Here is a 25,321-nt window from a genome sequence, read left to right as displayed (position 1 = left end):
CTTGTCTTCGCGTGTCATGATATCGCTCCGATAGTGAAGGAGCCATATCAATATCAGGTCATCGTGGTTATCTGAATGTGGGGAGAAATGGCCGCTTACCGCAGATGAACGTAAAAGCCCCATGAAACCTCTTCAACGGGTTGAGGTAACACCATTAGCTATCACTTTTTAACGACTCGCTAGGCACGTAGGCTGTGATAATTGCAATGGTTTAATGATAAACGTTATTTAATGATTAGATTATCATTCTCCAGGAAAAAAGAAAGCCAAGCAATGGCTTGGCTTTCTATCAAGTCACCAACAGTAATTAGCTTTCAGTCGTGTCCGAGAGCGTGAATACCTGTGTTGGTTTGGCAACAATCGAACGGGTGGTCTCTTTAATATCAGCAATAACCACTTCTAGGCTATCGCCAAGCTTGAACTCAACGTTACCGTCGATAGTCACTGTGCCTGTCTCTTTATCACAGGCAATCCGGGTTTTGTTGTCCAAGATCAGTGAGCCAGGGATAAACGCCGGTGCACCATTTTCGAGTAGGCGGACACGCATACCCGCGCGGTTAATATCAAAGATCTCTGCGGTATACCGAGTCTGTGCTTCAACTTCTGGTTTGAGCAAACGGGTATAAAGCCAATCAGCCACGTCACGCTCGGCCATACGGTGATGTTTACGGTGGCCGGCAAGCTCTTCACCCACGGTATCGGCCGGGGCATTGGCTTCGGTTTCGCCGCGAATAATTGCTTTAAGCAAGCGGTGGTTGATCATATCACCGTATTTACGGATAGGTGATGTCCACGTGGCATAGACATCTAAGCCCATTGCGTAGTGTGGCGCTGGCTCATGACCAATCTCGCTGTATGCTTGGAAGCGGCGCAAGCGGTTATCAAGATAGGTGGTGTCTAGGCTGTTTAACCAGCGACGGAGTGCACTGAAGCCTTCGACGGTTGCTAGGCTTTCGCTGTCCGCCTCGCCGTCGTGCGCTTTTACCAGCTCGACCACATCGTCGAGCTTTTCACTGTTAAAGCCAGCATGGGTATTAAAAATACCGAACCCAAACGATTCGCTTAGCTTACGACCCGCGCAAATGTTAGCGCTGATCATCGATTCTTCCACAATGCGATTAGCAATACGACGCTGATCCGTGTGAATAGCAATCACATCGTTATCTTCACTGAGTTCAAAACGATAATCAGGGCGATCTGGGAAGGTGACTGCATGGGTTTCACGCCATTGAATGCGTGCTAACGCAAATTGGTGAAGCTGATGAATCTGGTCAGCGATCGCCGGTGTTTGCGGTTGCCACTGAGCTTGCTCGCCTTGCTCGATGTAATCCGACACCTTGTCGTAGGCTAGCTGGCCATGTGATTGGATCCATGCGGAGAAAAACTCTGCGTCATCGGCAATGGTGCCATCCGCGGCAATATTGAAGGTACAACAAAGTGCAGGGCGCTGTTCGTCTTCACGGAGGGAGCACAAATCATCACTGAGATCACGCGGTAACATCGGGATATTACGCCCAGGTAGATAAATGGTGAATCCGCGATTACGTGCAACTTGGTCGAGTTCATCATCCGCATCTATATAGGCGGTGGGATCGGCAATTGCCACTGTCATGCTAAAGCCACCTTGTGGGTTGGCTTCCACATACAGAGCATCGTCCATATCTTTGGTCGATTCACCATCAATGGTCACAAAGGGAAGATCGGTGAGGTCACGACGCGTAAGCCCCTGCTCTAACATTGGCCATGCGTCTTTAGGCGCAGGCTCTTGGTTAGGTAGGTTGTGCTTGGCTAAGGTGACCCACCAAGGGGCAATTTTGTCTTCTGCATCGGTGATCTTTTCACTGATTTCGCACAAAAAGTGGTCATCTCCTTTAAGAGGATGACGCGTCAGCGATGCAACGACCCAATCACCTTCTTTTAAGCCGTCTTGTGACAGGCCGCGCTTTGTTTTCGCGCGTAAGGCGTCTTTCATTTGTGGATTATCAGGCACGACATTCAGACGGTTACGAACCCACTGTACGCGACCGATAAAGCGATCCAAACTTGGTTCAACCAGTGTTTCTGGCTCTGCCACTTCCCGATCTTTTTCAGTACGAACAATGGCTTCTACGCGGTCGCCATGTAGTACCTTTTTCATATACGGTGGTGGGATAAAAAAGCTGGTTTTGTCGTCAACTTCGAGAAAGCCGAAGCCTTTCTCGGTGGCTTTTACCTGTCCTTCTTTTTTGGGCAGGGTTTCTTGGATCTGTTGCTTTAACTGCGCGAGCAGGGGATTGTCTTGAAACATAACTTGGGTCTCGATTAACGGATCGCCACACTATACGTATTCACTGTTTCAAAACCAACCCGTGGCAATAAAATCCTGTGAACCACACCAGGCTCCTCGTGCTCTGTTTTGTTTGTGTTTTTTTTGTCCACTATTTGTTGGCTTCATCGACAAGCTGCGAGATATATGTCCATGAGGTCTGTTTTTTGTGAACTTGTTCAACTTTTTCTGGCTTTTTCGGTGTAAATAGCGCAGAATATTCACCCTTAATGACTGAGGCCCGTAGCGCTGGTGACTAACACTGTATAAAAGACAGTGTTTCATGGTTGAGCAGAACGCTGAAGGGGCCCCGTTTCGCTACACTCATAGATTGGGATCCCAATGCAAGAATCTGTAACCAAATTTCGCCAGTTAGATCTGGCCGACACCCTTTTGTCTGCGCTTGACTCAATGGGCTTTGAAACACCAACACCTATCCAAGCCGCCTCCATTCCTGCACTCCTCGAAGGTCGTGACGCACTCGGTAAAGCGCAAACCGGTACCGGTAAAACCGCTGCTTTTTCACTACCGTTGTTGAACAAAGTTGACCTAAACCAACACAAACCACAAGCGATTGTGATGGCACCAACGCGTGAGTTGGCGATTCAGGTTGCTGCAGAGATGAAAACGCTGGCACAAAACATCAAAGGCCTCAAAATTCTTGAGATCTATGGTGGTGCGTCGATTGTTGATCAAATGAAAGCGCTAAAAAGCGGCGCGCACATCGTGGTGGGAACACCGGGTCGTGTAAAAGATTTGATTAACCGTGACCGTCTTAAGCTTGACGAAGTTCATACCTTTATTCTTGATGAAGCCGACGAAATGCTCAAAATGGGCTTTGTCGACGACGTCACTTGGATCATGGAGCAGGCACCAGAAAGCGCACAGCGTGTTCTTTTCTCTGCGACCATGCCGCCAATCGTAAAACAAATTGTTGATCGCTTTTTGCGTGATCCCGCTCGTGTTGACGTGGCCGGTAGCAACCGCACTGTTGAAAAAGTAGAGCAACAATTCTGGGTGGTTAAAGGTGTCGAAAAAGACGAAGCGATGAGCCGTCTACTCGAAACCCAAGACACGGATGCATCGATCGTCTTTGTACGTACTCGCCAAGACACTGAGCGCCTGGCCGACTGGCTATCAGCTCGCGGCTTTAAAGCGGCAGCTTTGCATGGTGATATTCCGCAATCATTGCGCGAACGCACGGTCGATCATTTGAAACGTGGTGTGATTGATATTTTAGTGGCAACCGACGTGGTTGCGCGTGGTCTTGATGTAGCCCGCATCACCCACGTATTTAACTATGATATCCCGTTTGATGCTGAATCGTATATTCACCGTATTGGTCGTACTGGCCGTGCTGGTCGTGCGGGTAAAGCAATTTTGTTGGTCCGCACCAACCAAATGCGGATGCTGCGTACCGTCGAGCGTGTTACTCAGACTAAAATGGAAGAAATCCAACTGCCGAATCGCGATAAGGTCGCTGAGGCACGTGTCGCTCAACTGGCCAGTGAACTGGCTGAGAAGAAAGATGGCGATGCGATGGGTCCATTCGTTGAACTGATTGAGCAACTACAAAACGATATTGACGTTGATGCAACCACACTGGCTGCTATGTTACTCCAGCGCCAGCAAGGTAAACGTCCTTTGTTCTATAAAGGCCCAGACCCAATGATCGCGGCAATGGATCGTGAAAAGCAGCGTCGTGAACGTCGCCGTGATGAACGTCCAAGTGGTACTGATCGCCGTGACACCAACCCAGCTGACTGGGATACGTATCAGTTAGATGTTGGCCGAGAGCAAGGCGTACAAGTAAAAGACATCGTAGGTGCGATTGCTAACGAACTTGGCTTGAACAAGCAGAATATTGGTGCAATCAAACTCGCACCTGCTCATACGTTTGTGCAGCTGCCAAAAACCATGCCGAAAGAAGTCTTTGCGCAATTGCAAAAACTGCGTATTCGCCAAAAAGAGACCAACGCACAACGTGTTGAAGGTCAGATCATGCGTGAACGTCGTGGTGGTGACCGTAACGGCGGTGGCCGAGGCCGTAGTGACCGTGATAGCCGCGGTGGCCGTGGTGAACGTCGCTTTAACCGCGATCGTGGTAATGAGCGTCGCGCGCCTGCACGCGGTGAGCGTCGTCAAGCACAATAAATAGTTTAAAGCCGAGCAGTGATGCTCGGCTTTTTTGTTTGTGTCTGCGATGTAATGCCTTGTTTGCAGGGTATTAACGACGTGGATATAGGGCTTTTCATTGATATTGCTATGATGAAACAAGGCCGATAGAGTTAGACGGCGAGGTGGACTCGCCATGCCACTGTTGTTACGCGTGGTAGGTAATGGAGCCTACACACCACGGCGTGTTAATGATGAGTTGCCCCTGTCATGATTAACTTTCAAAATACACTGCGTCTTCTTGGCATGCCTGTTTTATGGATGGGCATCGTGCAATTTGTTTTCGGGCTTTTGTCGTTGTTTATTTTTCGCGACGGTGTCTCGACACTCTTTTTCTATCCCTCCTTACTCATGATGCTGGCATCATTAGTGATTTCTTGGTTATTTCGTAAAAGTAAGCTCAATCAGGTCACCTTTCGCGATGCCTTGTTGTTTTCAACGCTGACTTGGGTGTTGGTGGGGCTACTTGGCGGAATACCAATAAAGCTAGTGACAGGCGTTAACTTTGCCGATGCAACGTTTGAATCTATTAGCGCACTGAGCACCGCCGGAGCAACTATTCTCAGTGGTCTCGATGACATGCCAGCGGCATTTCTGCTGTATCGCCAATTTCTCCAGTGGATGGGAGGTTTAGGCGTCGTTATCTTTGTGGTTGCGGTGTTACCCATGCTCAACGTGGGGGGCATGCGGTTGCTTAAAGCAGAAACGCCAGGCCCGATCAAAGATGAAAAGCTATCGCCACGTATCGCTAAGACCGCACACTATTTGTGGGGGGTTTATCTGGTGATTACCTTGGCCTGCGCACTGGCGTATTATCTTGCGGGAATGAGCGCATATGATGCGATTGCACATAGCTTTTCCACGGTATCAACGGGTGGATTTTCAACCCATGACGCGAGTATGTGGTATTTTCAAAGTCATACGCTGCTTATGATTGCGAATGTCTTTATGCTATTGGGCGCGATTAACTTTGCGCTACATTTTCGTATTTTTCGCATCGGTTGGCGTGGTTTGAGGCTCTACATCGACGATGAGGAATCACGTGTGTTTCTTATTGTCGTGACGTGCATGTCGGCAATACTTGGCTTGTATCTTTATAGTGAAGCACGCTACGACTCGCTGTGGGCCTCTCTTAGCTTTGCTGCATTTCACGTGGTGTCGTTTATTACCAGTACCGGCTTCGGTGCTGCTGACTTAAGTACTTGGCCGGCGGCTACGGCGTTGTTTTTGGTGTTTTGTGCCTATCTCGGTGGCTGTTCTGGCTCAACCGCGGGCGGGAATAAAATTATTCGAGACATTATTACGTTTAAAATTATTCGTCGCCAACTTCATCAATTGGTTCATCCGTCGGCAGTATTACCGATTCGGTATCAAGATAAAGTGGTGTCGAACGATGTGACCCAAGCGGTCATGGCGTTTATGTCGCTTGCCTCGCTGACGACCGGTGTCTTCACACTATTAATGATGACAACCGGTCTCGATTTTTGGTCCTCTTTTACCGCTGTTGTGGCATGTATTAATGTCCTTGGCCCTGGGTTTGGCGAAGTGGGCAGCAACTTCCAGCCGGTCACAGACACCGGGATTTGGATACTCAATGTTGCCATGATCCTTGGGCGTTTGGAGTATTTCACCGTCCTTGCACTGTTTATGCCTCACTTTTGGCGTTGGTGAACCTGGCGTTTAAACAAGCTGTGTCGAGGATTCGGGTTGCAATGAAGCAACAAATTGCTCGATATGGTGATAGCGTGTATAGGGGTTTAAAAATACAGCTTTTTCTCCAGGAATAAACAAACATTGCCCGTGATGGTCAAACTCTGTATGGGCAATGGATTCTACCCAATTTGTTTGTAGCTGTTTGCCTTTGCGGTTGAGGAAGTGTTGACGGTGAAACAAGCTATGTTGAGTGATGCTATCCACTTTATCACCAACGTGGTGAAGTGACTGCTCTTGTTGAAAAACGGCATCGACGTTTAGGGTTGCTGAAGGTTGATATAGACGAAAGGCGACTGTTGGCCCGAGATTATCTTTCGCAACAACTTTGCAGTGAGGAAGTGACGATAAGTGTGCTTTCAGGTATTCGGCATTTTGTAAGCCGTGTCCTACCATTGTTTGATAGCCGCGCTTGCCAAGCATATTCAACGCGCAATAACTCCCATAGACACCCGCGGCACCACGAGAACATTCTATGGTCGACTGCAAATGCGTTTGCGCTGTTTTGTTTGACTCGAAATAAGAGAAGTAGTGCGGATCTTGTTTTAGGTACTCCATATCGGCTTGGTGCTTAAACATCACCAAGCTTGCGGTATAGGGGACATATCCCCACTTTTGAAAGTCGATGGTCACAGAATCCGCAAAACGGAGTCCACGAATTTTTGGCGCTAATGCGTGAAGCTTCTCTAATAGATTGTTGTTCAAACCAATAGGGTTGGTGTCGAACGCGTAATCATTAAACATGATCAGTGGCCAGCCGACGGCGGCATCAACATGAATATGTGGTTTCACCGTGACATTAAAGCGTTGGCAAGCTTGCTCATTAATGCGACAGACACGCTCAACATCGTCAATCGCAAATGTATCTGTCGTACCAAAGGTGAGTAAGACAGTAGGGACGGGAATGCCCTCGGCAAAACACTGATTGAGGGTGCGAGAAAAGTCATCTAGATCGAGCCGATTATTGCTATCGACTTCGATTCGGAGCGCTTGTCTGGGGATATCGGTGCCCAATAGACCTAAGTTCGTCATATTGGAGTAGTGACCCGCAAGTGAGTTAATCATGCGGAAGTCTTGCCCTTGCAACCCGCGTTGCCCGGAATGGGGGAACTGTTTTCTCAATCCCATTAAATATCCATACAAATTACCAAAGGTACCACCTTGCGTGAATATACCGGTAGATTGATCAGGTTCGTAGCCAATGAGATTGGCCATTTGCCGGACTAACGTCTTTTCTAACTCGACCGATAAACCCGCATATTCACTGTAGACTAGGTTAGGATTGGCCATTGTGGCCAGTAATGCACCGTGTATAGCAGGATCGCACGGTGCGGTAATCACATTTTCGACCGATCGAGGTGACGTCCAGTCTTTCGAATGGGTTGCCGCTTGTAATGCAAGCTTGGGAAAGGTGGTGGCGCCTAAGTCACTTTGTGTGGGGATCTCGGTTTGTTGCTTCAGTAACACATCACTGCTTTCAAACGCAGGCTGCATGCCATTCGCAAGCCAGTGCGCTAATTCTGGTGTGTGATAAATAGGCCAACGCTTAGGATCACGATTAAAAAAATGTTGGCGGATTGTTTGATACTGACTTAAAAAAACGGGCGTTAACGCGTGGGATATCAGTGAATGGGACATAACAACAACCTTTAACGATGATGATCAGGCAGCGGTAGTGCCGCCTGATCACGATGTTTAACGCAATAGGGAGTGATGGCCTTTGGCCAGTGACACTTAGCGCAATTTAAAGTTATTAACCATCCGATCCAACTCTTCGTTAGAGTGGGTGAGTGACTTGGTGGCGGCAGAGGTTTGATTCCCGCTATCCACGAGTTTGCTCACCATATCGCGGATCGACAACATGTTCTTACTGAGCTCTTCAGCAACTGAACTTTGCTGCTCGGTAGCCGTTGCAATCTGTGTACTCACATCGTCAATTTCAGTGACCGACGCGCTCATAATCGTCAAGCTATTTGAGACTTCCGAGGTTTTATCAGCTGTGGTTTGACATTGCTCTTTGGTTTTTTCCATCGCTTCAACCACGCTGGACGTGCCATCGAGTAATGCAGTGAGCATGTCAGAGATTTCGGTTGTGCTGCTTTGTGTACGCGCCGCTAACGCGCGGACTTCATCGGCGACAACCGCAAAACCACGGCCCTGTTCACCAGCGCGTGCTGCCTCAATCGCCGCGTTTAACGCAAGGAGGTTGGTCTGTTCTGAAATATCGCCAATGACAGTTAAGACGTCACTAATCCGGTTTGCATCTGTATTCATGCTGGTAATACGGCCCGACATTTCTTCCACTTCATCAACCAGCGCACTGACCGTGACGACAGCGTTATCAACTACTTTTAGTGACTGATTGGCTTCTTTGCTGGCCGCTGCAGTAATGTTGTTAGATTGAGATACGTTCTCAGCAATACTCCGTGCGCTCTCGCTCATTTGAGTGATTGCGGTGACCACTTGCTCGGTTTCTGCTGAGTGAGCATCTAATACAGCTTCATTTTCACTGGTCGTTTGTGATAACTGGCTGATATTGGCCGAAATCGCCTGGCTGGACTCTGCCACGCTTAACATCATATTTTGTAAGTTTTAGACGAACCGGTTGAAGCCATCACTGATCTGGGCTAGGTCATCATTACCGTTAACGTCGAGGCGTGTTGTTAGGTCGCCCTCGCCGCGAGAGAGATCAAGGACCGCTTCTTTAAGCTTAAGGAGGGGTCGATAAGAGACCTGAATAATGCCATAAATGGCGCCCAGGCTGACGATCAAGAGTAATATCCCTGTGCCTACCGATTCGATTTGAGCATCGGTGACTTCAGCCAGTGCTGTTTTTTGATCGACAAAGACCATCAAGGTCCAGTATCTCCCCTCGGTCAAATTTACCCGTTGAAAGTAGCCATCAAATTGGATGCCGCTATAGGGAAACGTGAGGTGACCTTTTTCATTGCTGCGGAACATACTCTCCATTTCAGAGAAGTTTGCACTGACTTGCGACGGTGTTTTACCAATATCATTTGGATCATCACTGGCAAAAAAGACCGCGTTTTGATCGGTGAGTGTGGCTGCGCCGCCCGCAAAGCGCATTTGGCTTACCTGAGTGATCACATTTTGTAGCGGAATGTCCCCCAGTAAGGCACCAATAAACCGTCCATTCTCAAACACGGGTGCGACGGCACTGATCACTTTCTCACCTGTTACTTTGTCCGTATAAATTTCAGACAAATGAATGTCTTGGCTGGATTTAACTGCACGGTACCAATCACGATCGCGAAAATCGTATTCATTGGTGGTAATCCCGTCGCTTGAGTGATTTGACATATACGAACGGCCACTCTCGTAAGTCATAATCACATTAGCGATACCTGCCGTATCGGCAAGCATCCGTACTTGGGCAACATTCTCTGGTTCGGTCAAATTTCTGGCGAAGTGCCCGGCGCCTTTTTCAACCGCGTTGAGTTGGGATTGAACTAATTGCTCTAATTCAAGCACATGGTGATCGACCTTATTTTGCGTTTGTTTCACCAGGGCACTGACCATGTTGTCACGTAATGACATCGCATTCAGCGAACCGAGGACGACCAGAGAGAGGGTCACGAGCAAACCCACTCCCAAAATAATGCGAGATTTGAACCCTAAGGTCATAGCGATTACCCCTTACTGAGCGTGCAGTAAACTGTCTAAAAAGTAAGGGTGAATTCCTTGCAAGGTAGGAACCTATTGCCCGCTTTTTTATGCGGTTATGATAAGACCACCAAGGAGTCACCCAGCCAACACTTTCTTTTACAAGATTGTCATTTTCTTTTAAAAGACTGTCAGTACAAGTTGCTTCATAAACAAAGAAGATTTCTTGATAAGAATAACACTAGAGTGGGTTCTACGATTTTGCCAACTTAAAAAACAAAAAATGTATGACAATCTAGCGTCATTTTAGCCTTGAGTGAGTCATGAAAATAAGACAGAAGAAGATGGTTTAAAACGGTACGTGTGGTAGAGAGGGAGGACAAACGTTATCGTATTTGCAGGCTGAGTGCGGTTCGGCACCAACTCACCGTGTTTGGTGCCTGAGTATGTAAAACGTTGATCACGGTAAGTGTGAGTGAAGGACGGTTTCAGCGCTCGGTCGTATCGGTCGCCGTTTCAGGGATAATAAAGGCCTCAGGTTGAGCGCGATACTTGTTAACAGATGATAAATAGACATCACGTTGCCAATCCACCAAAACATTGGCTTCTTGTTCGTAAAGGCTTTGTGGCGCTTGGTTATTCACCACTTTCCAGACGGCATACGCAGCTTGTTTATCAAGCTCTATTTTTTGTTTTTCGTCAGCTGGAAGGTTGGCTAAGTTGATATCCATTAGTGCGTTCTCATGGTAATCGGAATGAATCGATCCTAACCGAGCAGGGTGTGCTCGGCAAGATTTACCCGCGATTAACGAGGTACTGACATTATAATCTATGTGTCTGTTACGCTGGTCGCCATGTATTGTATACCGACTGGAAAACAGAATGACGTTTGACGAGCAAGACAGACAAGCTCTGCACCAAACTTGGATGTCTTACAAAGCCAAAGCACGGATCACACAAAGCGAAATGGCAAAAAAGTTGGAAGTGAGCCACCTAACGTTTTCTCGCAGTATCCATGGTGATGGTGTACTAGAGAGCCGGTTTGTATTCGCCTTTTGTCATGTCATGGGCGTTGAGCCAAACAAAATTTTGCCCAGCTTACGTGATCGTGAGCAAGTTAGCCAAGACGTATTAGTCACCAACAAAGTCGTTGTTGATGGTGATATTGAAGCGGTTTACTACGAGGGCCATACGGTGATTATCGAATACCGTAAGCCGCTGGCGCCATCAGATGATACGACGCTTGAACGGGTTTCTTGAGCGACGAGCAGGTTCTGGCCGTTGTGGATCAGGCCTTTGTGAAAGCTGAGCCATAATTGCCGCACGTTCGTCGTCAGTCATTTTGCCCCAGTTGATGATTTCATCGAGTGTGCGCTTACAGCCGACACAGACATCGTCTTCACGACGACAATGACCAATACACGGGGTTAACACAGACGCTCCTTAACCTATCACGGGAAGGTAACGGACAGCCCGGTTGGCTACCCGTTACCTTGTTATGGCTCTTTGTTTTGAGTATATCGCGTTGTTTAACGTGTCACCATGCCTCTGGCTTGCTGGGCACGCTCTTCATCACTGGCTTCGGCGGACGCTGGGGTGACTAACGCGGTTTGGCACGCTGGGCGTTCAGCCAGTTTATCGATCCAGGCTTTTAACGCGTCCAGTCCAGTGACATCAATACCACTCCATGCATGAATTCTTGCCCAAGGCCACGTGGCCATATCAGCGATCGTATAGCTATCACCGGCAAGGTAAGAGTGACGTTGCAACTGATGGTCAACAACCTCAAGCAGGCGGCGCCCCTCTTTTTGATAGCGTTCAATGGCTGCGGGGATGTTCTCTGGGAAATAACGATAGAAGACATTCGCTTGCCCCATCATGGGTCCAACGCCCCCCATTTGAAACATCAACCACTGTATCGCTTGTGACCGCGCCTTAGGATCTTCAGGTAAAAACTGCCCTGTTTTTTCCGCGAGATAAAGCAAAATTGCCCCAGACTCAAAGACTGGAAAATCGCCATGACTTTTATCGACAATCGCAGGAATACGCCCATTGGGATTAATGGCGAGAAAGTCAGGTTGTTTTTGTTCGTTAGCCATTAAATCAATGGGATGGAGCTGATAGGCCAATCCCATTTCTTCCAGTGCAATTGCGACCTTTTGACCGTTCGGGGTCGCAGCAGAATAAAATTCAATCATCGTTGCTCCTTGCTTTATCGGTAGGAGATTTATTCGCCACCAGGCTAATGAATTGGCTCTGATCGCGATAAGGCTGTTCGGTTCAGTATTGGGGCCAATGCGTTTTAGATCAATCAATGGATTGTTATCTGTGTGATTGACCATGTAAGTGACAGTGTCACGCCATCTTGTTGCGGACGGTGAGCCGCGGTGAGTTGAGCTTGATGAAAATCGGCAATAAGACGCGCGATATAGAGGCCTAAACCGAGATGAGGTTTATCGGCGCCGTGATGAGCGGGCCGAACACTCACCATAGAGTGAAAGAGCTGTGTGCGCATATCACTCGGGAGCAGTGGCCCGGTATTAGTGACGGTCATGGTCACTTTGTCAGCATGCACGCTAAGCGCAAGCGTAATGGGCGCCGCACCGTCGTCAAATTCCACCGCGTTGGCGATCAATTTGTCGAGCAACTGCGCCAAATAATCGGGGACACCTTCAAGCGTGATGATCTGTTCAGGGAGCGTCAGCGCGAACGTCTTTTCTGGATACGCCAGTCGATACCCTTGAGTGCATCCGTCTAGCAGTGCATTGAGGTTAACAGGCTCTTTATCGGCGTTGTCAAAGCTTTGTTCTAGACGCGTCGCTTCGGTCAGGGTTGATAAAATGCCGGCAAGGCGTTGAACCCCATCTTGAGCGCGATTGATATAAGTAAGCTGGCTGGGATCGGTTTGGGTGTACGCCATATTTTCAAGCGAGGATCGTACAACGGCAATGGGCGTGCGTAACTCATGGGACAGGCGCGAGGCCATTTTTTCTAGATACTGATTATAGCCAGCAATGCGTCCGACCATATCGGCCATGGTGCGTGACAGGCGACCAATTTCATCTTGGCTGTCTGCGGTTGTGATGGCGCCTGTGACGCGTCCTTGGCTGTCAATGGCGTGATCCGCTTCATGTTGTAAGCGACGTAAACGCTTAGCAATGTGCGAGCCAAATAACAACAGCAATAAAACGCCCGTGCAGATCACCGCGAGCATCACCGAGAAAAGCGTTTCGAGAGCGTCATTACGTAAACTGCGAATGCCATTGGTGGTTTCTTCAACGATCACCGCGCCCGCGACGTCATTGTTGAGCCAAATGGGATAGGCGGCGGAGAGAATCATAGCTTGGCCATCATCTGAACTGCGCCACCCCGCATAAGGGCGCCCTTGTAGTGCCTGCTGTGCCTGTACACCTTTGTAAATAGAAGCTTGTTGCATCGCATCGATAAAATGATCAGGTGGTGTCACCAGCAAGCGATCGTACCAAGGGCGGAGCAGTGTATCGGTAAGCCAAGCAATCAATCCGTGGCGCGTTTGTGGCGCTGATGATGACTGCCAGACACCGTTTGAGGTTTGGATATCGCCATCTTTAGCAAGCACTCGGCTATGTGTATCTACGACCCAAACGCGCGACGCGTCATTATTCATGCGTTCAATAAGGGTTTGAATCGCGGCAGAGGGGGTCATAAAACTGCCAAGTGACGTCGGTGTGCGTGTGGAGGCTGTGGCAATAATGGCACGTAATGGGCGCTCGAAACTATCGTCCAGATCGTAGTAGGCCAGCCCGAGTTGTTGACCCACCCAATCTGATGGAAGTTTTATCTCAACTTGATAGCCAGTGTCTGTCGTACGCCATTTGGCGGCAATGGGTAAAGGTTGCGTCGGCCCCTCAGTTTCATGTTGATTGGACTTTACAGGCAATCCACTTGCTAAATGTGTCACATGAGTATCGCGTGAGCGCGGATCTTGGCTGAGGGCCACGCGATAAAACGCGCCTTGGGGAGAGGTTAGTGCAACAATAAGATGATCCTGACTGGTGAGATCGCTCTGATCTTGCGAAGGGGTGGGGGTCGCATCGACAATATCGAGCGCTAAGTAGACGGCGTGGTCATTGCTTGCTGTCAGTACCGACAGGGATAGCTGCTCGCTGTGATAGGGGCGTTGATTGAAAATTAACCCGTCACGCTGATAGTTGCGCTGATGCTGCTGATAGCGTTGCCACTCGCGTAGATCACCATCCAGAGTAATGGGGTGGGTAAGCCGAAAAGCATGCAAATCTTTACCTGGATCGAGGCGCGTTGGTGAGTGACGATGAGTGAAAAGTGCTGGTCGGTCGTTCATCCCCATTGCAAATGCGCGAGCTGTGCCCATCAGAGTTTGTTCTTGGCCCTGACGTAAGACGCTTTCCATCTCCCAGACATATTGATAACCCAGGTAAGGCAAGAGCAATAAAAAGCTAGAGAGCACGACAATTTTAGTCCGGATCCCGACCAAATAAGGCCATAAACCTTGAGTCAGCCGACGCCATCTTGCCATTATATTGGTGCCTCATCCCAGCGATACCCCATGCCATAGACCGTCCGAATACAGTCAAACTGGTTATCAATGGCCATAAACTTCTTCCGAATCCGCTTAATGTGCGAGGTAATGGTACTGTCATCCACAACAGCATGTGCCTCATCCATTAAAGCTTGTCGGCTCTTCACGTGTCCCGGGCGTTTAACCAGGGCATGGACCATCCAAAATTCAGTCACGGTAAGATCAATCAGCTGGTCATGCCAGTACACACGCATACGATCAAGATCGAGATAGAGCGGCCCAGATTGCAAGCGTTTGTCTTCTGTCGACGGTGCTTGTGCTAAGAGATCGCTACGGCGAAACAAAGCGGCAATGCGCGCCATCAAATGCGGGAGCGACACATCTTTGGTTAAATAATCGTCTGCTCCCATCCGTAATCCCACCACGGTATCGATATCACTATCACGCGCGGTCAGAAAAATAATGGGCACGGTCGCTGATAGTGCGCGTAATGCTTGGCATAGCGCAAAGCCGCCATCAATTTCATTGCCTAAACCAATATCAATAATGGCTAAATCAGGTAGCCTCTGCTCAAAAGCGGTTTGGGCGGATGGACGATCGGCGTAGGTATTAACCTGATAGCCTTGGCGACGAATCACATCGGCATAGTTATCGCGAATGGCGGCTTCATCTTCAACAATTGCTATCTGCTTCATGGTACGGGATAGGTCACGAGTGTTGCAGTGACTATACCCAAACTCAGCGCAGAGAAAACCCCTTTTGCCGGATTCCGCGCAATTGCCATATTTTTGCCATTATTGATCGTCACATTGCCATTTTAATAGCCGTAAATTGCCTGATCCGCTTGTTTTAATGTCCTCATTGCCAGCACGGCACAACAACCACTCTTTCGAGGACGAGAACACTATGGATATTAAAAAAGCACTCACACATTCTGTATTTGCGGTTTCTATGTTTGTTGTTGCAACACCACAAGGCATGGCCGCCACGCAAGTCGAGCGAGACAAAAAGCCAGAATTGATCGGTATGGGCAGCGGTGCTATTGCTGGTGCAGTGATCGCAGGACCGGTCGGTGCGGTGGCTGGCGCCATCATAGGCACAGTGATGGGGCAAAATGCGAGTTTTGAAACCCTTGCGACTGAGCAGCAAGATACGATTGAAACCATGAATGCGAAAAATACGCAACTGAGCCTTGTCACGCAAAAATATAATGAGGCGCAGTTAGAGCTTGCCCGCCTGCGTGCAGAGCAACATTCTATTGAGGACATAGACTTGGCGATGAATATTCAGTTTCGAACCAGCTCGGCCGAGATTGAACCTCACTTTATGATTCAGCTGGATGAATTAGCGAATTTTATCCAACAAATGCCCGAGGCACAGTGGCAATTAGCCGGTTATGCAGACCCGCGCGGTCGTCAATCTTACAATCAAGATCTGTCTGAGCGCCGTGTACAGGCGGTAAGAGATTACTTGGTGTCAGTCGGGGTTAGCGCGAATCAGTTAGAGACGATTGCCTATGGCGACAGTCAGCCACTGGCCGATCACGCCAACAGTGAGGGCTTTTTCTTTGACCGTCGTGTCACCCTTTCACGTGTCAAAGGCGGGCAAATGGCACAGGCACAGTAATCGTCGCTTTATCGTTTTGGGGCTGGGCTACCATGCAACGGCCTAGCCCATAGCAAATGTTACAGATTTACCCTCGGCAACCAAGGAAGACACCATGATTAGACCGGCAACCCTTCACGATATCGATGCCATTTGCGCCTTGTGTGTGCGCTGTCAGCCTGATCCCCTTTCGTTGAGTCAAATGAAGAAAACGCTCACCGACTTGATTCACGCAGAGGATGCTAATGTCTTGGTCGCAGAACTATGTGGATTGGTGGCAGGCGTGGTGGCATTCAACGTGATCTTACAACTGGATAAATCCAACCATTTAGGGCGTATCAGCACCATTATGGTGGATGAGCACTTTCGGGATATGACCCTCGGCCGCCAGTTACTCAGTGCCGCGGAGACCTATTTACTGGCAAGAGGGTGTGATCAGATTGAAGTGGTCCCGAGTTATCACAAAGCCGATGCGCAAAGCTTTTACCTGCACTGCGGTTTTCAACTCACGCCAGAGCGACTGATTAAAGCGTTAGCGGCGTAGTCACGCGCCAAAGGCTTTCTCTTTACCACTTTGCGGACTGGGGAGCGTGGTTGGCCATTCGCCAGTCGCTTCCCAGATTAACAAGGCTTGTTTGGCCGCGAGGCCGCCTCCGTAGCCAATTAATTGCCCTTGGCGGCCAATGATACGGTGGCAAGGAATGATGATAGAAATCGGGTTTTTGCCATTCGCACCGCCCACCGCTTGGTTGGCTTTTGGATTGCCGATGGCATTGGAAATGGTCTGATAGCTGGCAGTGTGCCCATACGGAATGGTTTGCAAAGCGGCCCACACGCGGCGTTGAAACGATGTACCATGCGGGGCAAGTGGCAGAGAAAATGCCTGCCGCTTTCCTGCAAAATATTGATCTAGTTGACGGCATGCTTCATCCAGTATGGGGTCACCGTCGGGCGCGATGCTTGCCGCTGAGGATGACGGTGCTCGGCGAGGCAAGTATAGCCCCGTGAGCCCATTGGTATCCGCTTCTAATGTCAGCATGCCTAATGGCGATGGATATCGGATAACTGGCATGACACATCCCTGTGGTCGATGATTATTTCTTATCTTGATTGCAATAGGCGCAGGCTGTTAAAAACGCATGCTCTTGAAACTGCTTTAAGCCCAATTCTTTTAGATTGACATCGATCGGGTGGCGTTTGAGTGTTTGCTTCATGATGTTATTAGGCAGCACTTCTGCTTCAACCCCATCGATAAGCTGCAAGACCGCTTCCATTTTAAAGCCCGCACTGCTTCCGGCGAATTTACCTTTAGTTTGACGCTCGCGGATCACAATCGTTTCTACTTGATAGTCTTCGACCAGCTTGCTCATGGTGCGGTGGAAATGTTGAATGCTTTCTTGTGATTCGGGTGATGGCACATTGATTTTCTTTGCTCGACAATCAGGTACCGAAAAAAGGTCATTCTCGCTATCTAGCAATACCAGGTTGGCTTCGTTGCCTTTTAGATCAACCGCGCATACTCTCATTGTTTTCTCTCTATCGTTTATTTAGCAAAGCCACAGTCTTTGGTGAAACACAGCCTTTGGCCAAAACAACCTTTGGCCAAAATGGTCACTGAGGCGAGGCAGTATACGCAAAAGCGCCTGCGACGTCACAGGATTAACGAAATGCGTCGACACAGATGTCTAGTGCCCCTTCACTGGTAGCGCGTGCGATGCGCAGATCGTGGCGCCTACCCAAGTCGATATACTCCACCTCGCGAAAATGGTTACTGCGCACGGAGTAGAAGGTTTTCACAACTGGACGCGTGATGTCATCAAGGTTCTCTTGCCACACTAAACCAATACGCCCATCGACAAGTTCCACTAACGAACCAATCGGATAAAAGCCAATACACTGAATAAACGCACGCAACAAAGTGGGATCCAAATGAAACGGAGTCAGTCCCATCATGATTTTAAACGCTTCTGACGGTGACATGGCTCGCTTATAGCAACGATCGGCGGTGAGCGCATCATAGATATCGACAATGCCACTCATGCGGCCAATCGTATGTATTTCTTCACCTTGTAATCCGTTAGGGTAGCCATTGCCATCAAGCTTTTCATGATGCATCAAACTGACATCACGTGCGGTTTGCGATAAATCGGGAATACTGTCTAACACCGGTTGAGAAAAGACCTGATGGAGCTTCATGTGATCGAATTCTTCAGCGGTCAGTTTGCCAGGCTTATTCAAAACCTCATCGGCAACTAATACTTTACCAATATCGTGCACAATTCCACCCACAGCCAACTCTTGTAAAGTATGGTGATCGAATCCTAAATGCTTACCAAAATTAACCAGCAAAAACGCGACGTTAAGCGAGTGCTCCATCAAGTAGGCACTTTTATCTCGAATACCACTGATCCAGGCAACGGCGTGCTGTCGTTCAAAAATATTATCAACAATACTGAGCCCTAAATCCTCAATAGGGGCCATATCGATAGGCTTGTTGGCGTAGATATCTTTTAATAACCGACAAAGCTGTTGTTTTGAGGCATCGATTAATTCTCGGGCTTGTTCCATATCCGCCCCTGTCGCGGCATACTTCCCTCTGACCAAAGGGCCTTTGTAGTGGATCTCATCCAGGTTTAAAAGTTGGTCCGCATCAACCCAAATATGCTGCACCCCACTTTGACGCAGCTTTTCAATCGTTTCAGGTCGACGCACATAGCCAGGCTTTGCCATGCGTGTGCGGGAGTGTTCAGTTTCGATGTGTTCAACATACATGCCGAGGGTTAGCTGTTGTATACTAATTTTTTGCAACATCCTAGATTGCCCTTCCTACATCATCATCCTGATATGAATATCGGGAACAGTATCGCTCAAAGGGCGTACCTACGCTATTTAAATGCGGAGAAAATTAAGTTTCTGTGCGGACAAGACCAGTAGCTCTGTGATGCGCTATGTGTGATATACTCTCGTGCTTAATATCTATCTTTCTGAGCGTTTTATGCAGATTATTGCCAAACATACCGATGAGCGGGTGCTACCGCTAGAGAGTAAAACCGTTATCAAGCGTGATGCAGCACGCGCGATTGTTTTGCAGGGTGATGAGATCTTACTGATGTATACCGCACGCTATGATGATTATTCACTGCCAGGTGGCGGAATTGACCAAGGGGAAACCCAAGAGCAAGGCATGATCCGCGAACTGCAAGAAGAGACGGGTGCCCGAGGTATCCGGGATATTGAACCGTTTGGCTGTTTTGAGGAATATCGTCCTTGGTATCGCGACGGCGCCGATGTGATGCACATGCTCTCTTACTGTTTTTATTGCCAGGTGGATCGTGAGCTTGGAACGCCGACATTTGAACATTATGAGCGACATAATGGGATGCGCCCGGTATGGGTACGTTTGAATCACGCGATTGCGCATAACAAAGCGGTGATGGCAAACAGCGACAAAGCGGGCCAATCGTTGGTACGAGAAACCATGCTCCTTGAGATGATTGCTCAGCAACGTGATAGCACCCAGCAAGCCACAGCGTAATCGGGTAGGATCGCTTCATGGACAAAGCGCAACTGATTAAATTGGCCAATATGCCCATGCCGTTTGGCAAATACGCCGGCCGTGTATTGATTGATCTGCCTGAAGAATACTTGCTGTGGTTTCAAAACAAAGCGGAATTCCCCGACGGCGAGCTCGGTGACTTGATGCAATTGTGCTTGGCACTCAAGGTCGAAGGCTTAGACAGCGTCGTTAAGCCTTTGATACGCCATGATAAAACACCAAGATGAGCATCAATCAAAATATCGAGTCGTTGATGCAGTAGGTACAATCGCGACGAAAGTAACACTCAATGTGTCATGATTGCTTAACGCGCAATCACCCATTGGCGGTTGTCGTCTGTCTTATCCATCATTGCGCGTAGAAGTTGTGCGCGGGCGTCGTCACTGGGTGCAATCAGATCATAAATACCGCTTATCGGCTGGCCGTTTTCTTGAGTGTCGACCCGCATGGCGGCGGCGCAGGTTTCACCATTTTGGGTGCCAATGCATAAAGAAACGCCGGCCTCAGCGACTTCTACGCCATCTTGAAGCGCTAATTGTGCGAAGTATGCCAGCATGTTTGCATGATCTGATTCTGGCCACTGTTTGGCTTGAAGCTTGGCGTATTGGATCATTAGTGGATGGCTATCAACCCAGTAAAGCGTTAATGGATGAGTGGCTGGGGCCGCAGGCATAACGAAGGGTTCAGGTGACTGAGTGGCGGCGTGATAGATATCATAGCCGGTGAGGCTTTCTTGGGTTGGAAACTGAGCTTGTTTGACATGACAAGCCATCCAACGTTGTTTGATATCAAAATGGGAAATAATTGCCGGCGCGTTCATAAACACCCTTTTCATTGCCTACAAAGGAAACGTATCATAACCGAGTCGGCGTCTAGAACAAACCGCCCCTCGCCAATGCCCGCCAATATAGCCTGCTAGAGATCACAGCTTAAGTGTGAGTGATTTAAATATGAGCAGACGTCATGTGCTGAGTTGCGTAAAATAGGAAATAGAAATCCCATTTATTTCGATGATTGAGTTCCTCTTTTATGTCTGGTCAGCGACTGCGTGCACAATTTACCCGCCTTTATCACCACTTTAACGGCGAAGATACAGATACAGCGTTACAAGCGATCGCCGACATCCTCGTGTGCACGCGGCGCAATGCGCGGATGGTCTTGAGTAAGTTAGAGGAGCATGGTTGGTTAACATGGCAACCCTCTGTTGGGCGAGGCAAGTTGTCACGTTTAACCTTTTTACGCAGTGAATCGGCATTGCGCGAAGAGCAGGCGGCGCAATGGCTTACACAAGGTAAAATCGATCAGGCTTTAGCCTGCTTGGATCACGATTCCACCAAGCTGGTCACCTTGATTCAAAAGCAAATGGGGCCGAGTACGCAAAATGGCCGTCAAATTGTGCGTTTGCCTTATTACCGTCAATTAGAAGAACTTGATCCACGTGGACCACTGCGCCGCTCAGAACAGCACTTGGTGGGACAAATATTTAACGGCCTAGTGCGCTATCGGGGCAATGATCGCATTGTCGTTGCCGATTTAGCGCATCATTGGGATGCCATATCCGCAAGCCAATGGCGCTTTTACTTACGACCGGGTGTCCGGTTCCATGATGGGCGCTTGATGACGGAGCATGATGTCATTGCTAGTCTTTCCAACCTCGCGACTCGGCGCTTTTTCGCCCATGTGGCAAGTGTGACATCACCTGGGCCAAGAATGATTGATATTCATCTCTCTTGCCCGGATCCTCTTTTCGTTCATGCGCTCACCCTCCCTGAAGCTTTAATTCTCCCTGCTGATTGTGATCATGATAAGCAATTTGCCTATCAGCCTGTGGGGACAGGCCCGTATCGCGTGGCTGAACGGCAAGCGCATCGTTTGGTGCTGGAAGCATTTGACGATTACTTCGGCTATCGCGCACTGACCGATGAGATCCAAATTATGGTATTCGACGAAGCAGCCATGTGTTATCTCACACCAAGTACCACGCTCACACCCGAGCGACTGGCAAGTCATCAGACGACGTTGAGTCAAAAACTCGAAATGGATCAGGGGGCCGGATATCTGTTGCTTAATTGTCGCGATGGGCTCGCCAAACAGCCAGCGTGGCGAGAATACTTACACGCCAAGTTGTCATCGCTGCAACTGCTACCACGCTTAGCCGCGCACGGCATGGGGGAGTATCGATTATTCAACGCGTATGGATTAATGCCAGGCTGGATGCATTATGTGCAAGCGGAGCGTGAGCTGACCGCGCCGGGCCCGACCTCTTTGACAGTCGCGTATTTATCAGACCACCCCTTATACCCGTTGATTGCGCAAGCCATAACCAAACATTTGTCTGAAGAGGGCATCACGGTGAATGTTTTAGCGCTATCTCCGGCGGAATATTTTAGTGGTCGTTACAGTCGCAAAATTGATATTTGGTTGGGCGCGATGAGCTTCGGTGAGCGCGGACAGGTTGGGTTATTCAACTGGCTTGGTACGCATGATTTGGTGTTACATGCCTGTACGGATGCGCTTGTTACCAAGATAGAGACAGAAACACAACGTTGGCGTGAAACACAAGATGATCATTGTGCTGAAACCTTGGCTCGTTGCCTGGTTGAACACCAGATGATCCCCTTATTCCATATTTGGATGGGAGTCATGGCGACGCCAGATTTACAAGATGTCGCGTCTAATGCCGTCGGGTGGTTTGACTTTAAATCGATATGGCACAAGCCCGGTTAAACCGTCGTGTGCTCTTCGATGCCAAGCGAAAAAGTCGCTGTCATGAGCAAGTATTTGTGCAGTGGTAGGCTGTCTTTTATCCGAAATAGAGGATGAAAGATACGATAGCGTCCTTCGGTTAACCCGAGGGGAGAAATGGCATCTGAGAGGCTAGTGGTTGCAGATACGAGGCGAATACCTTGCGCTCGATAGGCATCGGCATGAATGGGCTGGTGGCCTAACCACCATGAGGGAACGGCTTTACTCGCGTTCGTCCGGTCAATCCAGTGATCGCTCACAATGATCACGCGTCCAGGCTCAGAAGGGTCAGTGATACCGTTGTTGAGTAGCCAAGCTACATCACGAACTAACGCGTCTCGACAGGCATTATTGCCACTAAGTAAGCGGTGCGCAAGGATATAAATCGCGCTGTCATCTAACTGGAGTTTGTACACGGTCTGGCTATGAGGGCGAGTGTCGTCGAGAAGATGAAACTGTGCCGGTCTATCATGCGCTTCAAGCACACGCATCAAGCGACGCGCTAACGCTTTACCCATATGCGTATCGCGCATGCCTCGATTGTGAACTGTCGGATAGTGATGTTCGCACAGCTTGACACAATCTTGCTGAAACTGGCGCAGTGCCAGCGAGACCAGATCATCTAACAAAAACGTTTTACTCCTACCAAAACATCGACACAGCGTTTGTGGCCAAATCGCCCAGTTCAAAGTATGTAGTATATCACTTAAATCACCTAAAAAATCAGCGAGAAACGCTACTTTGTGCGCACTTTCTCATCGTATACCATTTTACGCCAGCGGCTAACGACCGGCTTGCAGCACCTAGGTCCGGCAAGAATTTGCTTTTTGTTGCGAGCCTATTTGGTGTTAGGTTGGTGAGAAACAGGGGTTTGAAGTTATTGATAGATAGACGGGTGTCATCGGTATTGAGAGGAAAACCAAGCGTGAATATCAAGGAGCAGCTGGAGCGCGTGTTTATTTTTAGTCACTGCCTATCGATGCGTGGGCCAATGATTCGGCTCTCGACACGGGTAGGGTTGCTGCTGTTGATACTTTATATACCCACCGGACAGGCTGCGAGTTACCTGTTACCCACGGACGGAAGTCGGTTAGTCGGATCCCTTGAAACACATCAGGTTGAAGAGGGCGAACACCTTGAAGCCATTGCCAAACAGTATAATGTCGGTTTTTTAGCGCTATTGGCGCTGAACCCAGGTGTGGATCCCTACTTACCTGAAGCGGGCGCCTTGATACGTTTACCTCAGCAGTACTTATTGCCGAAACCGCCCCATGAAGGGATTGTGATTAACTTGGCTGAGCTTCGCCTTTATTACTTTCCCGCGCAGGATGCCGCGGTTACCGAAACCGGAGAGCCTATTTCATCGACAGAAAAAAACACCGGTAGGCGTGTTCATATCTTTCCCATTGGTATTGGACGGATTGGGCGAAATACGCCAAAAATGGATACCTTCATTAGTCAAAAGCGAAAAAATCCGACATGGACCCCGCCTCAGAGCATTAGAGATGAATACCGACAAACGCGCGGAATCAGCTTGCCCGATGTGGTACCCGCCGGCCCTGATAACCCCCTGGGTAAGCATGCGTTACGCTTGGGTTATGGGCATGGTGAGTATTTAATCCACGGGACCAATAAATCGTTTGGGATTGGCTTACGGGTCAGTGCAGGCTGTATTCGCTTGCGGCCGAATGACATTGCTTGGTTATTTGATGCCGTGGATGTTCGTACGCCTGTGCGTATTATTGATACACCGACCAAAGTGAGTCTTGAGCCTGATGGACGTGTAATGGTTGAGGCGCATCGCCCGCTTTCTGACACGCTTGATGAGGCGGATAAACGCATCACCCGAGCACCGGATCCAAGGATTTTATCTTTATTTAAGCACTTTGGCCTGTCAACACAGCGTTACCGAGCGGCTTTAGTGGTACAAGAGGGGCTCCCGATTGAGGTGGCTTCTCTCACGTCAGCACAACAGAAAATGTGGCGACAAATAGAACAACAATCAACGTCTCAAGCAGATACGTTCGTCCCGTCAGTCAATCGCCCTGGAGTCAAAAAATAACAAACGGCGCATCGTGCGCCGTTTGTTAAGATAGCTTACCGATTTGGCGTCTATTTATTTCAACGATGAGTAAGCGTTGTTAAAAGCTTATTTTGTGTATGACTGCGCCATATTATCAATGCGCTTATTCGCACGTTTGGCTTCATCATAGGCCATGCCTGATGTGTTTTTCGTCTCACTAACGTCATTTTTCATCATTGAAACGTCATTGGAGAGCGCGTCGACCTTTGCCGATAAATCATTGACGCTTTGTTGTAATGCGGTGGTATTGGTACAGCCCATCAATAAAACACTTGATACGACCGCAGCTAGAGCCATTGGACGGATTTTCATAGATAACCTCGACTGTTGTTTAAAATCGTCATAACGTTAGAAGTATCACGCTTAGACGTGACCACACCTAACCTTAGACGCTAACAAGAGATTTTGCTTGCCAACCCTTCACTTAGCTATCATACCTTGACGCAGTTAACACGAGATGACCGCTTTCGCCTTTTTTGGCTATTTTTTGTACAATCTTGCGGCCGCCGTTACTGCCTCTTATTCGCTACCGCTGTGATGTTTCATGCCAGCCATGACGGTTTTTACCGGAATTTGCTTGGTTAGCGTGTGGCCATCAGCGGTGGTTAATGTCAGTGAAATATGTTCCCCAACCTCTAAAGGTTTTACCAAGTCAAAGAGCATCACATGCAAGCCCCCCGGCTTTAGAATAACTTGCTCGCCCTTCGGCACTAAAATTTGCGCGATTTGACGCATTTCCATCATGCCATCCACCATGGCGTGTTCATGCAGTTCAACCCGTTTGGCGGCTGGTGTGCTGGCGCTCACCACTCGTTTTAGCACCTTACTTTGGTTATCCAACACCATAAAGGCCGCACTGTTGGGCGCACCAGGAGCACTCGCGCGCGCATAAGCATCATGAAGAAAAAATTCGCCATGCGCATGCGCTAGGGGAGCCAGTATAAAAGCAATAGCGGCAATAAAAGGCTTGAGAGATTTCAT

General features: G+C 48.8%; 23 protein-coding genes and 1 pseudogene. 9 read left to right on the top strand and 15 right to left on the bottom strand.

What is annotated here, in order from left to right; genetic code table 11:
- Window positions 1-307 precede the first annotated feature (307 nt).
- Window positions 308-2,287, bottom strand: a complete 1,980-nt coding sequence (locus BZJ21_RS07730) for an exoribonuclease II (RefSeq protein ID WP_077669493.1) — start codon at window positions 2,285-2,287, stop codon at window positions 308-310.
- A gap of 360 nt (window positions 2,288-2,647) precedes the next feature.
- On the opposite strand from BZJ21_RS07730, the gene BZJ21_RS07725 reads away from it, so the two are divergent.
- Both BZJ21_RS07725 and BZJ21_RS07720 read left to right on the top strand, forming a co-directional pair.
- A complete protein-coding gene (locus BZJ21_RS07725) occupies window positions 2,648-4,459 on the top strand; it encodes a DEAD/DEAH box helicase (RefSeq protein WP_077461373.1) in 1,812 nt (603 codons plus the stop codon).
- 231 nt (window positions 4,460-4,690) lie between these two features.
- The gene (locus BZJ21_RS07720; RefSeq protein WP_077461372.1) at window positions 4,691-6,151 is read left to right on the top strand and encodes a TrkH family potassium uptake protein; all 1,461 of its coding nucleotides are present in this window, start codon (window positions 4,691-4,693) and stop codon (window positions 6,149-6,151) included.
- A gap of 9 nt (window positions 6,152-6,160) precedes the next feature.
- Here BZJ21_RS07720 and BZJ21_RS07715 read toward each other — a convergent pair whose 3' ends face one another.
- From BZJ21_RS07715 to BZJ21_RS07705, 3 genes and pseudogenes are all read right to left on the bottom strand, one after another.
- Window positions 6,161-7,828 carry a pyridoxal phosphate-dependent decarboxylase family protein gene (locus tag BZJ21_RS07715; RefSeq protein WP_077669492.1) on the bottom strand — a complete coding sequence of 556 codons (1,668 nt, stop codon included), beginning with the start codon at window positions 7,826-7,828 and terminating at the stop codon, window positions 6,161-6,163.
- 96 nt (window positions 7,829-7,924) lie between these two features.
- Window positions 7,925-9,835: pseudogene (locus tag BZJ21_RS07710) on the bottom strand (methyl-accepting chemotaxis protein).
- A 467-nt stretch (window positions 9,836-10,302) separates the two neighbouring features.
- A complete protein-coding gene (locus BZJ21_RS07705) occupies window positions 10,303-10,545 on the bottom strand; it encodes a DUF3283 family protein (RefSeq protein ID WP_021022993.1) in 243 nt (80 codons plus the stop codon).
- Between the two features lie 151 nt (window positions 10,546-10,696).
- On the opposite strand from BZJ21_RS07705, the gene BZJ21_RS07700 reads away from it, so the two are divergent.
- The gene (locus BZJ21_RS07700; protein ID WP_077461369.1) at window positions 10,697-11,074 is read left to right on the top strand and encodes a hypothetical protein; all 378 of its coding nucleotides are present in this window, start codon (window positions 10,697-10,699) and stop codon (window positions 11,072-11,074) included.
- Here BZJ21_RS07700 and BZJ21_RS07695 read toward each other — a convergent pair.
- The 4 genes from BZJ21_RS07695 to pdsR all read right to left on the bottom strand — a co-directional run bounded on the left by BZJ21_RS07695 (window position 11,042) and on the right by pdsR (window position 15,046).
- On the bottom strand, window positions 11,042-11,248 hold the full coding sequence (locus tag BZJ21_RS07695) for a DUF1289 domain-containing protein (RefSeq protein WP_021023966.1): 207 nt from the start codon (window positions 11,246-11,248) through the stop codon (window positions 11,042-11,044). The two genes, BZJ21_RS07700 and BZJ21_RS07695, sit on opposite strands and share 33 nt — an antisense overlap.
- 95 nt (window positions 11,249-11,343) lie before the next feature.
- On the bottom strand, window positions 11,344-12,012 hold the full coding sequence (locus tag BZJ21_RS07690; protein WP_021022995.1) for a glutathione S-transferase family protein: 669 nt from the start codon (window positions 12,010-12,012) through the stop codon (window positions 11,344-11,346).
- A gap of 113 nt (window positions 12,013-12,125) precedes the next feature.
- Entirely contained in the window at window positions 12,126-14,348 is a 2,223-nt protein-coding gene (pdsS, locus tag BZJ21_RS07685) for a proteobacterial dedicated sortase system histidine kinase (protein WP_077669491.1), read from the bottom strand.
- Window positions 14,348-15,046 carry a proteobacterial dedicated sortase system response regulator gene (pdsR, locus tag BZJ21_RS07680; protein WP_077461367.1) on the bottom strand — a complete coding sequence of 233 codons (699 nt, stop codon included), beginning with the start codon at window positions 15,044-15,046 and terminating at the stop codon, window positions 14,348-14,350. The genes pdsS and pdsR overlap by 1 nt, the downstream gene beginning before the upstream one ends.
- Before the next feature lie 211 nt (window positions 15,047-15,257).
- Between pdsR and pdsO the strand changes: the two genes are divergently transcribed.
- Together pdsO and BZJ21_RS07670 are read left to right on the top strand one after the other, a co-directional pair.
- The gene (gene pdsO, locus BZJ21_RS07675; protein WP_158075513.1) at window positions 15,258-15,977 is read left to right on the top strand and encodes a sortase-associated OmpA-like protein PdsO; all 720 of its coding nucleotides are present in this window, start codon (window positions 15,258-15,260) and stop codon (window positions 15,975-15,977) included.
- Between the two features lie 94 nt (window positions 15,978-16,071).
- Window positions 16,072-16,500, top strand: a complete 429-nt coding sequence (locus BZJ21_RS07670) for a GNAT family N-acetyltransferase (RefSeq protein WP_021022999.1) — start codon at window positions 16,072-16,074, stop codon at window positions 16,498-16,500.
- On the opposite strand, the gene BZJ21_RS07665 is transcribed toward BZJ21_RS07670, so the two are convergent.
- The 3 genes from BZJ21_RS07665 to BZJ21_RS07655 all read right to left on the bottom strand — a co-directional run bounded on the left by BZJ21_RS07665 (window position 16,501) and on the right by BZJ21_RS07655 (window position 18,767).
- Window positions 16,501-17,028 (bottom strand): methylated-DNA--[protein]-cysteine S-methyltransferase, encoded by a 528-nt coding sequence (locus BZJ21_RS07665; RefSeq protein ID WP_077669489.1) that lies wholly within the window; start codon window positions 17,026-17,028, stop codon window positions 16,501-16,503. It lies immediately after the preceding gene.
- A 22-nt stretch (window positions 17,029-17,050) separates the two neighbouring features.
- A complete protein-coding gene (locus BZJ21_RS07660) occupies window positions 17,051-17,482 on the bottom strand; it encodes a DUF3010 family protein (protein WP_077461364.1) in 432 nt (143 codons plus the stop codon).
- A gap of 133 nt (window positions 17,483-17,615) precedes the next feature.
- Window positions 17,616-18,767: an HD-GYP domain-containing protein gene (locus BZJ21_RS07655; RefSeq protein ID WP_077669488.1), complete on the bottom strand. Its 1,152-nt coding sequence runs from the start codon at window positions 18,765-18,767 to the stop codon at window positions 17,616-17,618.
- Between the two features lie 184 nt (window positions 18,768-18,951).
- Between BZJ21_RS07655 and BZJ21_RS07650 the strand changes: the two genes are divergently transcribed.
- Window positions 18,952-19,491 (top strand): NUDIX hydrolase, encoded by a 540-nt coding sequence (locus tag BZJ21_RS07650; RefSeq protein ID WP_077669487.1) that lies wholly within the window; start codon window positions 18,952-18,954, stop codon window positions 19,489-19,491.
- 17 nt (window positions 19,492-19,508) lie between these two features.
- Complete coding sequence (locus tag BZJ21_RS07645; RefSeq protein ID WP_077647345.1) at window positions 19,509-19,739, top strand: DUF3820 family protein; 231 nt, start codon at window positions 19,509-19,511, stop codon at window positions 19,737-19,739.
- Between the two features lie 77 nt (window positions 19,740-19,816).
- On the opposite strand, the gene BZJ21_RS07640 is transcribed toward BZJ21_RS07645, so the two are convergent.
- Entirely contained in the window at window positions 19,817-20,332 is a 516-nt protein-coding gene (locus BZJ21_RS07640) for a hypothetical protein (RefSeq protein ID WP_077669486.1), read from the bottom strand.
- A gap of 209 nt (window positions 20,333-20,541) precedes the next feature.
- On the opposite strand from BZJ21_RS07640, the gene BZJ21_RS07635 reads away from it, so the two are divergent.
- Window positions 20,542-22,239 carry an SgrR family transcriptional regulator gene (locus BZJ21_RS07635; RefSeq protein WP_077669485.1) on the top strand — a complete coding sequence of 566 codons (1,698 nt, stop codon included), beginning with the start codon at window positions 20,542-20,544 and terminating at the stop codon, window positions 22,237-22,239.
- On the opposite strand, the gene BZJ21_RS07630 is transcribed toward BZJ21_RS07635, so the two are convergent.
- Entirely contained in the window at window positions 22,236-22,886 is a 651-nt protein-coding gene (locus BZJ21_RS07630; RefSeq protein WP_077669484.1) for a hypothetical protein, read from the bottom strand. The two genes, BZJ21_RS07635 and BZJ21_RS07630, sit on opposite strands and share 4 nt — an antisense overlap.
- A 362-nt stretch (window positions 22,887-23,248) precedes the next feature.
- Between BZJ21_RS07630 and BZJ21_RS07625 the strand changes: the two genes are divergently transcribed.
- Entirely contained in the window at window positions 23,249-24,319 is a 1,071-nt protein-coding gene (locus tag BZJ21_RS07625) for a L,D-transpeptidase family protein (RefSeq protein WP_077669495.1), read from the top strand.
- Window positions 24,320-24,406: 87 nt separating this feature from the next.
- Here the strand turns inward: BZJ21_RS07625 and BZJ21_RS07620 are convergent, their stop codons facing one another.
- Together BZJ21_RS07620 and BZJ21_RS07615 are read right to left on the bottom strand one after the other, a co-directional pair.
- Window positions 24,407-24,652: an Lpp/OprI family alanine-zipper lipoprotein gene (locus BZJ21_RS07620; RefSeq protein WP_021023886.1), complete on the bottom strand. Its 246-nt coding sequence runs from the start codon at window positions 24,650-24,652 to the stop codon at window positions 24,407-24,409.
- Between the two features lie 207 nt (window positions 24,653-24,859).
- A complete protein-coding gene (locus tag BZJ21_RS07615; RefSeq protein ID WP_077669483.1) occupies window positions 24,860-25,321 on the bottom strand; it encodes a copper chaperone PCu(A)C in 462 nt (153 codons plus the stop codon).

Origin of the sequence: Salinivibrio costicola subsp. alcaliphilus (genome assembly GCF_001996185.1) — a bacterium.
In the GTDB taxonomy this organism is placed as follows: Bacteria; Pseudomonadota; Gammaproteobacteria; order Enterobacterales; family Vibrionaceae; genus Salinivibrio; species Salinivibrio costicola.
The sequence above is the reverse complement of the archived record's forward strand: the minus strand, read 5'-3'. Positions and strand labels throughout refer to the sequence as shown.

What these genes read in the sequence shown, in the direction of transcription:
- BZJ21_RS07730 (WP_077669493.1), bottom strand. Translation starts at nt 2,287, where the DNA reads ATGTTTCAAGACAATCCCCTGCTCGCGCAGTTAAAGCAACAGATCCAA.
- BZJ21_RS07725 (WP_077461373.1), top strand. Translation starts at nt 2,648, where the DNA reads ATGCAAGAATCTGTAACCAAATTTCGCCAGTTAGATCTGGCCGACACC.
- BZJ21_RS07720 (WP_077461372.1), top strand. Translation starts at nt 4,691, where the DNA reads ATGATTAACTTTCAAAATACACTGCGTCTTCTTGGCATGCCTGTTTTA.
- BZJ21_RS07715 (WP_077669492.1), bottom strand. Translation starts at nt 7,828, where the DNA reads ATGTCCCATTCACTGATATCCCACGCGTTAACGCCCGTTTTTTTAAGT.
- BZJ21_RS07705 (WP_021022993.1), bottom strand. Translation starts at nt 10,545, where the DNA reads ATGGATATCAACTTAGCCAACCTTCCAGCTGACGAAAAACAAAAAATA.
- BZJ21_RS07700 (WP_077461369.1), top strand. Translation starts at nt 10,697, where the DNA reads ATGACGTTTGACGAGCAAGACAGACAAGCTCTGCACCAAACTTGGATG.
- BZJ21_RS07690 (WP_021022995.1), bottom strand. Translation starts at nt 12,012, where the DNA reads ATGATTGAATTTTATTCTGCTGCGACCCCGAACGGTCAAAAGGTCGCA.
- pdsS (WP_077669491.1), bottom strand. Translation starts at nt 14,348, where the DNA reads ATGGCAAGATGGCGTCGGCTGACTCAAGGTTTATGGCCTTATTTGGTC.
- pdsR (WP_077461367.1), bottom strand. Translation starts at nt 15,046, where the DNA reads ATGAAGCAGATAGCAATTGTTGAAGATGAAGCCGCCATTCGCGATAAC.
- pdsO (WP_158075513.1), top strand. Translation starts at nt 15,258, where the DNA reads ATGGATATTAAAAAAGCACTCACACATTCTGTATTTGCGGTTTCTATG.
- BZJ21_RS07670 (WP_021022999.1), top strand. Translation starts at nt 16,072, where the DNA reads ATGATTAGACCGGCAACCCTTCACGATATCGATGCCATTTGCGCCTTG.
- BZJ21_RS07665 (WP_077669489.1), bottom strand. Translation starts at nt 17,028, where the DNA reads ATGCCAGTTATCCGATATCCATCGCCATTAGGCATGCTGACATTAGAA.
- BZJ21_RS07660 (WP_077461364.1), bottom strand. Translation starts at nt 17,482, where the DNA reads ATGAGAGTATGCGCGGTTGATCTAAAAGGCAACGAAGCCAACCTGGTA.
- BZJ21_RS07655 (WP_077669488.1), bottom strand. Translation starts at nt 18,767, where the DNA reads ATGTTGCAAAAAATTAGTATACAACAGCTAACCCTCGGCATGTATGTT.
- BZJ21_RS07650 (WP_077669487.1), top strand. Translation starts at nt 18,952, where the DNA reads ATGCAGATTATTGCCAAACATACCGATGAGCGGGTGCTACCGCTAGAG.
- BZJ21_RS07645 (WP_077647345.1), top strand. Translation starts at nt 19,509, where the DNA reads ATGGACAAAGCGCAACTGATTAAATTGGCCAATATGCCCATGCCGTTT.
- BZJ21_RS07640 (WP_077669486.1), bottom strand. Translation starts at nt 20,332, where the DNA reads ATGAACGCGCCGGCAATTATTTCCCATTTTGATATCAAACAACGTTGG.
- BZJ21_RS07635 (WP_077669485.1), top strand. Translation starts at nt 20,542, where the DNA reads ATGTCTGGTCAGCGACTGCGTGCACAATTTACCCGCCTTTATCACCAC.
- BZJ21_RS07625 (WP_077669495.1), top strand. Translation starts at nt 23,249, where the DNA reads ATGATTCGGCTCTCGACACGGGTAGGGTTGCTGCTGTTGATACTTTAT.
- BZJ21_RS07620 (WP_021023886.1), bottom strand. Translation starts at nt 24,652, where the DNA reads ATGAAAATCCGTCCAATGGCTCTAGCTGCGGTCGTATCAAGTGTTTTA.
- BZJ21_RS07615 (WP_077669483.1), bottom strand. Translation starts at nt 25,321, where the DNA reads ATGAAATCTCTCAAGCCTTTTATTGCCGCTATTGCTTTTATACTGGCT.